This is a genomic window from Bacillus cereus group sp. MYBKT14-1 (assembly GCF_051915185.1).
Taxonomy (GTDB): Bacteria; Bacillota; Bacilli; order Bacillales; family Bacillaceae_G; genus Bacillus_A; species Bacillus_A cereus.
Genome location: NZ_JBQAEF010000013.1, coordinates 103,311 through 115,182, shown reverse-complemented (window position 1 = coordinate 115,182; position 11,872 = coordinate 103,311). Strand labels below are relative to the sequence as shown.

The window sequence follows — 11,872 nt, the reverse complement described above, 5'->3', positions numbered from 1 at the left end:
CAGCGTTCATCCTGAGCCAGGATCAAACTCTCCAATAAAGTTAGTTTGTCTAGCATCTAAAATAAAAATTGACGTTTCACGTTGTTTGTTTCGTTCAGTTTTCAAAGAACTACTTAGTCGCTCATTTGCGACTTCCTTATGTTAACATCTTCATTTTTCAATGTCAACTAAGTTTTTTAATTTCTTTTTTGTCGTTTTCTGCGTTTCCGCATCAGCGACGGTTATTAATATATCATGCAGTATATACAGGGTCAATACTTTTTATAAAAAAATTTCACATCCCGTTAAAAACTTAAAAACCGCTGTAAAAATCATTATAGCATCCATTCATTCTTGGCTCCCCTCCTATTCATTTCATATCTTACCTCTTTATCAATTTACACGAGAGTGAAAATTCTAAATTTTATGTTATATTATTAGTATAGGAGCGTGGTGAGAATGAGCATTAAGTATTCAAACAAAATCAATAAAATCCGGACCTTTGCATTAAGTTTAGTATTTATCGGCCTCTTCATTGCATACTTAGGTGTCTTTTTCCGCGAAAACATTATTATTATGACAACGTTTATGATGGTTGGCTTTTTAGCTGTTATCGCTAGCACTGTCGTTTACTTTTGGATTGGTATGTTATCTACTAAGACTATCCAAATTATTTGTCCAAGCTGTGATAAGCCAACCAAAATGCTCGGCCGTGTCGATGCATGTATGCACTGCAATCAACCTTTAACACTAGATCGAGATCTAGAAGGAAAAGAATTTGATGAAAAGTATAATAAGAAGAGTTATAAATCATAAGTATCAAGGGAAATACGAATTTGCAAAACTACAAACGTTTCAACTCATTAAAAAGTTGATTTCTTAAAAAATCAACTTTTTAATTGTTTTATTAAATTTATTACACCTATTTTTTCGAAATAACAGTAAACATCCCTGTCATATTAGGCGAATAATCTTTAAAATCATATTTTTCGTAGAATGATGTTTTACCTTGCGACGCAAACAAACCAATGAATGCTTTATCTGGAGCATTCCCATTTAAGTATTCTACTAAAGTATTCATTATTTTCTTTCCAATACCATTCTTTTGATACTCTGGATGAACCACTATATCTTGAATATAGAAATAGATAGCCCCATCACCAACAATTCTCCCCATACCGATGATTTGATTATTATCCTTGACTGTTATACAGTAAATCGAATTTTGAAGTGATATTTCCGCCACCTCAAAGTTCATATAGTTAGTCCATCCCACAGAATCACATAAATATTTATATTCTTCCAATGTTGGAATGTTATTTTTAATCTCATATTTCTTCAAAATGTCCCCTCCAAGAATTCATTTCCACCAATACAAAGTAAATTCGACAAACTTTTATCTAACCCTTCTTACTAACTTAGCACTGTAAATCCCGATTAACCTCACGCTAATCCTTATATAATAAAGAAAGAGGCTGACGTATAGCCGTCAGCCTCTTTCTTTATTATATATTACGCCTTATGACACTCTGGACAAACGCCATAAATTTCTAAGCGATGACTATTGATAACGAAGCCTGTCGTTTTCGCAGCTTCCTCTTCCAGCTTTTCCAAGCCTCCATAAGGAAAATCAACAATCTTACCACATTTTTCGCAAATCACATGATAATGTTGACTTGTAACATAATCAAATCTACTTGAAGCGTCTCCATAAGTTAATTCCTTTACAAGTCCAACCTCTTTAAACACACGTAAGTTATTATAGACAGTTGCAACACTCATATTTGGAAACTTACCTTCTAATGCTTTATAAATATCATCCGCTGTTGGGTGCGTCATTGATTCCACAAGGTACTCTAAAATAGCATGACGCTGTGGAGTAATGCGTACACCCGTATTTTTCAGCATTTCTAGCGCTTCTTTTAATTCTTCTTTGACCACCGTCATGCACCCCGATTCTATACGGATTATTATTTTATAATTCTTATAAAGAGTGTACTCCTTTTCTTATAAATCGTCAATATTTCTACTATAAGTATGTAGTTTATTTTTATATTCAGGACTTGTTTTTATGTATCTTTCCCTTTTTTCTTCATATATTCCATAGAAAAAAGTGCGACATAATCGCACTTGGAATACTATCATCTGAGGAGGTATGCCCTACACTTCCACTTTATGTAAGGCAGTAAAATATGTATAGACACTTGCCTTGTTTCTGCATATTTTATCTCCAATGTAGATTTATTTTATATAAGAAAGAACATCCTCAATATGTCCTTTCACTTTCACTTTACGCCACTCTTTTACAAGTTCACCGTCTTTATTAATAAGGAATGTAGAACGCTCGATTCCCATATACTCTTTCCCAAAGTTCTTTTTTAACTTCCAAACATCGTATAACTCTGCTACTTTATGATCTTCATCTACTAAAAGTGTAAATGGCAATTCATGTTTCTCAATGAATTTCAAATGTCTATTCGCTGAATCAGGACTTACTCCAAGAATAACCGTATCCTTCTCTTGAAATACTCCATACGCATCACGAAAATCACATGCTTCAGTTGTACATCCTGGCGTCATATCTTTCGGATAAAAATAGAGAACTACATTTTTACCGCGGAAATCAGCTAGGCGAACTTCTTCTCCGTTACTTCCCTCTAATGTGAATTCTGGTGCCATTTCTCCTACTGTAATCATAGTTATCACTCCTACTCTTTTCCTTTACTATAACAAATGCTTCCTTATTTTTCATTGTCTATTACAGACCTCATCACAAAAGCAAAAGGGAGTGTATATCCAATTAGCGCTTCTGCGATTGCAATCCATCGCCCAATTCCAATCGGAGATATGTCACCATATCCAACAGACAATAAAGTAACTGCGCTAAAATATAAACAAACTTCGACGAGTTGAAAAGAATGAGCGTTCAAACTTTCTCCGTCCTCTTTCAAAACTGCAAAACCCATTTCCTCTAATACAACGTAACTTAATCCAAATGCAATTAGTACTGTTGTATAGATTAAAAATAATGTGGCCAAATTATAGAGCGAAAAAAAACGCGTTGAATCTGAATAGGAACTCCATAATAATTGGACACTTTTCAAAATAGCGATTGCTGCAATTAATAGAATAAATCCCCATAACATGTCCTCCACCTCATTTTATATGTATGAGGTGGAGAACTGATTTATCCCTTAGAAACGAACAAGCTTCTATAATTAATTACCCGCGCCACGATACCTTTTTACCCCTTGGTTCCAGAGGGTAATTGCAATCGTAAAACAGATAACACCAACAATTGGCGTCGCAAATGCATAACTATTCCATTCTGTTTTTCTTAAAAAGTATGCCGCTGGATATACTCCAACAAACGCAAACGGTAAAACAAACGTTAAAATGAAACGAATTACACGATTATAAATATTAACAGGATAGCGCCCGTAATTACCTATGTTATACATAAGAGGCATAATTGAACTTTTCGCATCCGACCAAAAACCAAGGCTCGCCAGCGTAACAAATATCCCTCCATATACAAGTGCTCCTCCTCCTACCATCAATATAAATAAGAAGAAATCATACCAGTAAAAAGATAATTGTAACTCCACAGCTGCATATCCCATTACAACAATCCCTGTAATAGCTCCAATTAAAGATTCAAGTTCCATTCTTTCTAATATAATTTGAAATAGGCTATGGATCGGCCGCGTTAATACACGATCCATCTCCCCTTTAATAATGTATCGATCATTAAAATCCCATATATTAAAGAAAGCTGAAAAGATGGCAAATGGTACTAAAAAGAAACCATAAATAAAGATTACTTCTTCTCGACTCCATCCCTTCAATGCTTGTGTATGCCCAAATACAACGAGAATAAATATTAAATTAACTGCTTGAAGCGATAAATCAGAAAGTAAACCAACGATAAAATCGCCTCGATACTCCAATTTTGTTTTTATATATTGACTTGCATATTGTAAAAATAAGTTTATATATAGCATCTCATCATCCCCCTTGTACAATTAGACGTTTTCTCGCCGTTCTCCACATGAGTACAATTGGAATAATAAGTACAATCGCCCAAATCACTTGAAATACTAAAGCCTCATACAACTTACTCCCCTGTATACCTTCAGAAAAAATCATACTTGGAATATAACTAATAGCCTGAAACGGTAAAAACATCATTGCTTTTTGGGCCCATAGCGGATAAAAACTAATTGGTAATAATAGACCTGAAAATAAATCAATAACAACGCGTTTTGCATACATAATCCCACTATTATTAAATAGGAAAAACGTAAGCATTCCCGTCATTAAATTAATTTGTGTATTAATAATAAAACTAAATATTAAAGATAAGAAGAAATATAACCAAGTTTGAAAATTTGTTGTAATTTGCAACGAAAATAATAACGTAACGATAACCATGCCTGGAATGGAAAAGAAGGCAAAACGGAATATTCCCTCGCCAAGACCTTGCATAACTTTCATTCCCAAATAGTTATACGGACGAATTAATTCTACAGCCACACGTCCTTCTTGGATCTCCATCGCAATTTCCCTATCTATATTATTAAAATAGAAGGCACGTGCCATCCACGCGATTGCGATATACGTGGTCATTTGCGAAATAGATAAACTTTCAATATTCTCTTTTCCGCTATAAATTGCTTGCCATAAAAAATAGTAAGCACCGATATTAATCGTATAAATTAAAATCCCGCTATAGTAATTTGTACGATACGCAAGCATCATTAAAAAGCGAATTCGAATCATTTCAATATACTTACCCATGCGTAATACCCTCTTCATAAATGTTACGAATAATTTCCTCTGTAGACACTTCGTTAATTTTTAAATCTTTAATTTGAAAGGCTTGTACTACTTTAGAAATAAGCATTGAAATAATAACTTCTTCATTCGGAATTTTTGCAACCCATGCATTTTCCTCTTTTGCTTTCGACCAAACGACATGATTATCTGGCATAACCATTGATAAAGCCTGATAGGAAACTGGTGCAACAAACTGAAAGTGAATTTCCTTCTCCGCTCCCCACTGCGTACGAAGATTATTTAAAGAACCGTCATACATAATATTTCCTTCATCCAGCATGATAACGCGCTCACATAAAGCTTCAATATCAGTAATATCGTGTGTTGTTAATAAAATTGTTGTTTTATAACGTTCATTCATTTCTTTTAAAAATTCACGTATTTTCAATTTCACAAGTACATCTAACCCAATTGTTGGCTCATCTAAAAATAATAACGGTGGATTATGAATTAAGGCTGCCGCTAATTCACAACGCATCCTTTGACCAAGAGATAATTTTCGAACTGGTTTATCTAATAAGGGCCCTATATCTAACGTTTCAATTACGTGCTCCATATGCTCCTTATACTGAGCGTCTGATACACCATACACTTTCTTTAATAAACGAAACGATTCTTGTACTGCAATATCCCACCAAAGTTGCGAACGCTGTCCAAAAACAACACCAATTGTTCTTACAAATTCTTCTCTTTGTTTATGTGGGTTCATTCCATTTACTGTGATTTGCCCTGATGTCGGAGTTAAAATCCCCGTAAGCATTTTAATTGTTGTTGATTTACCAGCACCGTTCTCACCGATATAACCAACCATTTCACCTTGCTTTACAGTAAAAGATACATCATTTACTGCTGGTACTATTTTATAATTACGATTTAATAAATCGCGAAATGCACCCTTTAAGCCCGGACGACTTGAATAGGCTGTAAACTCTTTACGTAACCCTTGTACCTCAATTACCGATTTCATAATCGGACCCCCCTCCTAAATGTCACAACGAATAGTTTACCCAACTGCCTTCGCTATCACAAACAATACGTCTTTTCGAAAAACATGTTAGAATAATACATAGATTTTTGTAAGGAGATGAATTGTAGTGAATTTCACAAAGTCAGAAGCATTACATAAAGAAGCTTTAGAGCATATCGTTGGCGGTGTTAACAGTCCTTCTCGTTCTTTTAAAGCAGTTGGCGGCGGCGCTCCTGTTGCTATGGAACGTGGGAAAGGCGCTTATTTCTGGGATGTAGACGGAAATAAATATATCGATTATTTAGCAGCATACGGTCCTATTATTACTGGACATGCTCATCCGCATATAACAAAAGCAATTACAACAGCTGCTGAAAATGGGGTACTTTATGGAACACCAACAGCGCTAGAGGTAAAATTCGCAAAAATGTTAAAAGAAGCAATGCCTGCATTAGATAAAGTCCGTTTCGTAAACTCTGGTACAGAAGCAGTGATGACAACGATTCGTGTTGCTCGTGCTTATACAGGTCGCACAAAAATCATGAAATTTGCTGGTTGTTACCACGGTCATTCTGATTTAGTACTTGTGGCAGCTGGATCTGGCCCTTCTACTTTAGGAACTCCTGACTCAGCTGGCGTACCACAAAGTATCGCACAAGAAGTTATTACCGTTCCATTTAACAATGTAGAAACTTTAAAAGAAGCTTTAGATAAATGGGGTCATGAAGTAGCAGCTATCCTTGTAGAACCGATCGTTGGAAACTTCGGTATTGTAGAGCCTAAACCTGGATTCCTTGAAAAAGTGAATGAACTTGTTCACGAAGCTGGCGCACTAGTAATTTATGATGAAGTTATTACTGCTTTCCGCTTTATGTACGGCGGTGCTCAAGACTTACTTGGTGTTACACCTGACTTAACAGCGCTTGGTAAAGTTATTGGCGGCGGCTTACCAATCGGTGCTTACGGTGGTAAGAAAGAAATTATGGAACAAGTTGCTCCGCTTGGACCTGCATACCAAGCTGGTACAATGGCAGGAAACCCTGCTTCTATGGCATCAGGTATCGCTTGTCTAGAAGTACTTCAACAAGAAGGGCTTTATGAGAAATTAGATGAACTTGGTGCAATGCTTGAAAAAGGAATTTTAGAGCAAGCAGCGAAACATAATATCGACATTACATTAAATCGTCTAAAAGGGGCTTTAACTGTATACTTCACAACTAATACAATTGAAGATTACGATGCCGCACAAGATACAGACGGTGAAATGTTCGGTAAATTCTTCAAGCTTATGCTTCAAGAAGGAGTTAACTTAGCACCTTCTAAATACGAGGCATGGTTCTTAACTACAGAACATACAAAAGAAGATATTGAATATACAATCGAAGCTGTCGGCAGAGCATTTGCTGCCCTAGCAGACAATAAATAATCCCGTCATTAAAAGGAAAAAAGAAAGCTCACCTTTCTTTTTTCCTTTTTTCTATTTCATAAATTACGTATTAATAGTATAATTATTCATAATTATCTGTTTTATATTCTTTTACAGCATTACTATCTCTGTGTACAAGGTGATTTGCGCCTTAAATAGTAAGATTATTCTAACTTTTACAAGAGGGGGGATTGACGGATGCTCAATAAAAAAAATACATGGACACCGTCTTTATTTCGAGATTATAGAAATGCAGAACATGATGCGTGTGGAATCGTTTCCGTTATGGAGAAACGAAAAATTGCTACAAAAGAAAACATTGACCTTTGCATACAATCACTCGTCAAAATGAATCATAGAGCTGGTTTCATTAATGGCGAGGGCGATGGCATCGGCATTCACATTGATATACCAAAAACACTTTGGAATGAAAAACTAAAAAGTAGCGGATATAATCCAACGATTGTGGATCATCCCCACTTTATCGTTGGACATTTTTTTCTAAATAAAAAAGAAAACATTACTGCCTTAAAAGATTATATTCGTACGCAATTAAACAACAAAAACTTTACTATTATTTTCGAAAGTGACGATGCAACAAACTCAGATGCGCTCGGTCCACTTGGTAAACAAGAAGAACCTTTATTTTGGCAAGTTGCCCTTATCGCAGAAAACGAAATTATAAATATTGAGCAAACATTATTTTCTGTCACAATAAAAATAGAGGAAAATGAAGCAATTCATGTTGCTTCATTAAGTCATGATCATGTTGTATATAAAGTTCTAGGTGCTGGTGATACGCTTGTTGCCTACTATAATGATTTACAACATCCGCTTATCGCTTCAACTATGACATTAGGACATAATCGCTACTCTACTAATACATTATCTAATTTTTTTCGTGTACAACCATTTAGCATTCTCGGACATAATGGTGAAATTAACACAATTGCGAAATTACGCGATCAAGCTGAAATGATTGATGTACCACTTACTGCAGGAGGCAGTGACTCTCAAGATTTAAACCGCACCTTAGAAACCCTACTTGTTCAATACGGCTACAGCTTATTTGAAGCAATGGAAATTCTATTCCCACCAATTATTAATGAAATTAAACTTTATAAAACACCTTTACAAGATTTATATACGTATATACGTGAAGCATGGGGACATTTTGCACAAGGACCAGCTGGCATCATTTCCCGTTTTAAAGATGAAGCTGTTTTCAGCGTTGATTCCCTTGGATTACGCCCAGTATGGAAAGTAGAGACAGAGCGCTCTTATATTTTCTCTTCTGAACCTGGAGTTGTATCACCAACTAAATATGTAGCAGAACCAAAACCACTCGCTCCTGGAGAAAAAGTCGGATTAAAATGGAATGAACAAGATGAACTTGTTCTTTATGAATATGACAAATATCAAATCCAAGTATATAACCGTTTTAAAAAGCGAATTGATACTACCAATTACCATTTAAATTTATCTATCCCTGAAACGAAAAAAATCCAAGGGCTATGTGATTCTGTTCAAGTTGAAACGAAACAATACGTCGCTTTCGGATGGGACCGAGAACATATTCAACTTCTTGAACAGATGGCAACAAAAGGCGTTGAGCCAATACGCTCACTTGGGCATGACTCACCACTTGCCGCACTCGATACTGATAGACGAAATATCGCTGACTTTATTAAAGAAAGTGTAGCTGTTGTTACAAACCCTGCAATTGACCGTGACCGTGAAATTGAACACTTCTCTACACGTACTGTACTTGGAGAGCGTCCAAGTTTATTAAGCGGCGCAAAACGGCCATTTGTAGTTGAAATGCTTTCACCAATTATTTTAGAAGGCAGCGTGGCACAACCTATTGCAGAGGAATTACACACAATTACGTACGAACAACTCATAGAGCTATTTAAGACTCATAACTCTATCGCCACAATCTCTGCTACATTCAGCTCGTCAGAAACTCTGCAATGCGCATTAAGCCGCATTAGTTCTGAAGCGATAGCTGCTGTTAACAATGGCGCTTCCCTACTAGTATTAGATGACGCAAAAGCCCATCTAAATGAACGATTGTGGATTGATCCACATTTAGTTACTGCTAAAGTACATCAAGCATTAAGTGAAAATAAATTACGCCGCAATTGTTCTCTCGTTATACGTTCTGGTGCTCTTCGCTCCTTACATGACATTGTCACGCTATATGGATTAGGAGCAGATGGTATTAATCCATATTTATTATTCGCGACTGTAAATGATGGAACAAAAACACCAATTACGAATCTATATACTGCACTTAATAAAGGATTAGAAAAAGTCATTTCAACAATTGGAATTCATGAGTTACGTGGTTACGGACGTCTCTATTCATCTATTGGATTACATGAAGAAATCGCAAATATATTACAGATTACAAATTTCTTCGGTTCAAATGATTTAGCCTTTTCACTTGAATCACTTGTTGAAGATGCAAAAATACGAGCAGAGGATTATAACAATCCTAAAATTAGAATGCGAAAATCATTTCATATATTCCCGCGAATTTGGAAAGCAATCGGCGATGTTGCAAAAGGAAATTCTTATGATGATTACCGTGACAAGTTAAGTGAACTAGAAGAGAATAATCCAATCGCAATCAGACACCTTGTTCAAACGAAACAAACAAAACATGTCGTTCCAACTGAAGAAGTATCTATCGGCATCAAAAATCATAATTTACCATTTATTATTAGTTCTATGTCATTTGGTTCTCAAAACGAAATTGCCTTTCGCGCATATGCAGAAGCAGCCGATCAGCTAAATATGATTAGCTTGAACGGTGAAGGCGGCGAAATTAAAGATATGATTGGAAAATATCCACATACACGTGGACAACAAGTAGCATCTGGGCGATTTGGAGTAAATGCCGAACTACTAAACTCATCAAACTTAATTGAAATCAAAATCGGTCAAGGCGCAAAGCCTGGGGAAGGTGGGCATTTACCTGGTTCAAAAGTGACAGCCAAAATCGCTGAAGCACGTAATGCGACAATCGGCTCAGATTTAATTTCGCCTTCTAATAACCATGATATTTATTCAATTGAAGATTTAGCTCAAATGATTACAGAAATTAAAACAGCTAATCAACTTGCCAAAGTAGCCGTGAAAGTCCCTGTTGTTCCTAATATCGGAACAATTGCTGTCGGTATCGCCAAAGCTGGCGCTGATTTTATTAACATTAGCGGATTCGATGGCGGAACAGGTGCTGCACGTATTCACGCATTGCAGCATGTAGGTCTCCCTGTAGAAATTGGTGTTAAAGCCGCTCACAACGCTTTATTAGAAGCAAGCATGAGACATAAAGTAGAGATTTGGGCAGATGGTGGTATTCGAAGTGTAAATGATGCCTTGAAAATCATGCTCCTCGGAGCAAACCGTATTGGATTTGGCACACTATCAATGATTGCAATCGGCTGTACTACTTGCCGTGGGTGCCATCTAGATACTTGCCATGTTGGAATTGCGACACAAATCGAGTCTGAAGCACAAGCAAAAGAACATGGGTTACGCCGCTTCGTCCCACGCGAATTAGAAAGCGCAGTTGCTGGCCTGCTAAATTTATTCACCTCTTTCGGTGTAGAACTAAAACGATTAACAGGACAGCTTGGTTATACAAATTTACAAGCAATTGTTGGGCGTTCTGATTTATTAGAGCAAGTTCGAGGCGAAAATTTATTAAACTTACGTAATTTACTACAAATAATAGAACATCCATCTGTTACAACAACAGAAGGCGTACCGGAAAAACAATTTAAGACAGTTCATTCCGCTGACTCAAAAGAATTGGTAGGCGTTGGTGTAGAGCAACGCGTTATGGGTGGTCTAGAATCATGTTATCGCGTTCGCAGTAAACTATATGAAGCTACTCAACTTGAACCACTTACATTAAAGTATACGAATGGTTCTATTCCCGGAAATGGGTTAGGTGCTTACAATAGTGAAAATTTATTTATACACGTAAATGGCGGCGCACAAGATGGCATTGGTAAAACTTCCTTTGGTGGTGGGATTTATATAACGAAATCAAAAGGAAAAGACGGAGTATATTATAACGGTTCTGTCGGAAAAGGATTTGGATATGGTGCACAAAAAGGGGCACTATACGTACAAGGGAACGCTGATGCTCGCGCTGGCATTCGCCTTTCTGGGGCAGACATGATAATTGGAGGTAGAATAACAAAACCACTCCGTGAAAAAGAGCAAGGAAATATAGGTGCATACTCCAATATTAAAGGTTTTGCTTTTGAATATATGACAAACGGGCGAGCGCTTGTTTTAGGTGACCCTGGTCCATGGATTTGCGCTGGCATGACTGGCGGTGTTGTTTATTTGCGTCGTGATTCAAACTTAGGCTTAACAGAACAGGCCTTAAAAAGAAGAATCGCAAAAGGCGCAAATGTTACATTACAACCAATTAGTAAAAATGGTTTGAAAGATGTAACTGAATTATTGCTAGACTATATTCGTGTACTAAACGAGCACGAGCAATATGAGGAAGTTGCTTTGTTAACACCCTTATTAGATGATATACAGAACAAGTTTTTTGAGATTATCCCGAAAAAAGAACAGGCAGATCCATCTATCTCAACAGAGTAAAAAGAGTAATTTTCATTATTAAGAAA

General features: G+C 36.4%; 10 protein-coding genes. 3 read left to right on the top strand and 7 right to left on the bottom strand.

Features of this window, described 5'->3' with window-relative positions:
* Positions 1 to 438 precede the first annotated feature (438 nt).
* Positions 439 to 795 carry a YgzB family protein gene (locus tag ACTFO4_RS24280; protein WP_000025058.1) on the top strand — a complete coding sequence of 119 codons (357 nt, stop codon included), beginning with the start codon at positions 439 to 441 and terminating at the stop codon, positions 793 to 795.
* A gap of 106 nt (positions 796 to 901) precedes the next feature.
* Here the strand turns inward: ACTFO4_RS24280 and ACTFO4_RS24275 are convergent, their stop codons facing one another.
* The 7 genes from ACTFO4_RS24275 to ACTFO4_RS24245 all read right to left on the bottom strand — a co-directional run bounded on the left by ACTFO4_RS24275 (position 902) and on the right by ACTFO4_RS24245 (position 5,785).
* Positions 902 to 1,321, bottom strand: a complete 420-nt coding sequence (locus tag ACTFO4_RS24275) for a GNAT family N-acetyltransferase (RefSeq protein ID WP_000759737.1) — start codon at positions 1,319 to 1,321, stop codon at positions 902 to 904.
* 170 nt (positions 1,322 to 1,491) lie between these two features.
* Positions 1,492 to 1,920 carry a peroxide-responsive transcriptional repressor PerR gene (gene perR, locus ACTFO4_RS24270; RefSeq protein WP_000237829.1) on the bottom strand — a complete coding sequence of 143 codons (429 nt, stop codon included), beginning with the start codon at positions 1,918 to 1,920 and terminating at the stop codon, positions 1,492 to 1,494.
* Between the two features lie 300 nt (positions 1,921 to 2,220).
* Positions 2,221 to 2,676: a thioredoxin-dependent thiol peroxidase gene (bcp, locus tag ACTFO4_RS24265; RefSeq protein ID WP_000633710.1), complete on the bottom strand. Its 456-nt coding sequence runs from the start codon at positions 2,674 to 2,676 to the stop codon at positions 2,221 to 2,223.
* Between the two features lie 44 nt (positions 2,677 to 2,720).
* Positions 2,721 to 3,125 (bottom strand): potassium channel family protein, encoded by a 405-nt coding sequence (locus ACTFO4_RS24260; RefSeq protein WP_000964343.1) that lies wholly within the window; start codon positions 3,123 to 3,125, stop codon positions 2,721 to 2,723.
* Positions 3,126 to 3,197: 72 nt separating this feature from the next.
* The gene (locus ACTFO4_RS24255) at positions 3,198 to 3,983 is read right to left on the bottom strand and encodes an ABC transporter permease (RefSeq protein WP_000965773.1); all 786 of its coding nucleotides are present in this window, start codon (positions 3,981 to 3,983) and stop codon (positions 3,198 to 3,200) included.
* A 4-nt stretch (positions 3,984 to 3,987) separates the two neighbouring features.
* Complete coding sequence (locus tag ACTFO4_RS24250; RefSeq protein WP_000521519.1) at positions 3,988 to 4,779, bottom strand: ABC transporter permease; 792 nt, start codon at positions 4,777 to 4,779, stop codon at positions 3,988 to 3,990.
* Positions 4,772 to 5,785 (bottom strand): ABC transporter ATP-binding protein, encoded by a 1,014-nt coding sequence (locus ACTFO4_RS24245; RefSeq protein ID WP_000843655.1) that lies wholly within the window; start codon positions 5,783 to 5,785, stop codon positions 4,772 to 4,774. Before ACTFO4_RS24245 ends, ACTFO4_RS24250 begins: the two co-directional genes overlap by 8 nt.
* A 127-nt stretch (positions 5,786 to 5,912) precedes the next feature.
* Between ACTFO4_RS24245 and hemL the strand changes: the two genes are divergently transcribed.
* Together hemL and ACTFO4_RS24235 are read left to right on the top strand one after the other, a co-directional pair.
* Positions 5,913 to 7,211, top strand: coding sequence for a glutamate-1-semialdehyde-2,1-aminomutase (gene hemL, locus ACTFO4_RS24240; RefSeq protein ID WP_001011863.1), 1,299 nt, complete (start codon positions 5,913 to 5,915; stop codon positions 7,209 to 7,211).
* Positions 7,212 to 7,409: 198 nt separating this feature from the next.
* Positions 7,410 to 11,846 carry a glutamate synthase-related protein gene (locus ACTFO4_RS24235; protein WP_242259670.1) on the top strand — a complete coding sequence of 1,479 codons (4,437 nt, stop codon included), beginning with the start codon at positions 7,410 to 7,412 and terminating at the stop codon, positions 11,844 to 11,846.
* Positions 11,847 to 11,872 lie beyond the last annotated feature (26 nt).

Coding starts and splice junctions, on each gene's coding strand:
- ACTFO4_RS24235 (WP_242259670.1), top strand. CDS start 7,410: ATGCTCAATAAAAAAAATACATGGACACCGTCTTTATTTCGAGATTAT.
- ACTFO4_RS24260 (WP_000964343.1), bottom strand. CDS start 3,125: ATGTTATGGGGATTTATTCTATTAATTGCAGCAATCGCTATTTTGAAA.
- ACTFO4_RS24245 (WP_000843655.1), bottom strand. CDS start 5,785: ATGAAATCGGTAATTGAGGTACAAGGGTTACGTAAAGAGTTTACAGCC.
- bcp (WP_000633710.1), bottom strand. CDS start 2,676: ATGATTACAGTAGGAGAAATGGCACCAGAATTCACATTAGAGGGAAGT.
- ACTFO4_RS24250 (WP_000521519.1), bottom strand. CDS start 4,779: ATGGGTAAGTATATTGAAATGATTCGAATTCGCTTTTTAATGATGCTT.
- ACTFO4_RS24255 (WP_000965773.1), bottom strand. CDS start 3,983: ATGCTATATATAAACTTATTTTTACAATATGCAAGTCAATATATAAAA.
- ACTFO4_RS24280 (WP_000025058.1), top strand. CDS start 439: ATGAGCATTAAGTATTCAAACAAAATCAATAAAATCCGGACCTTTGCA.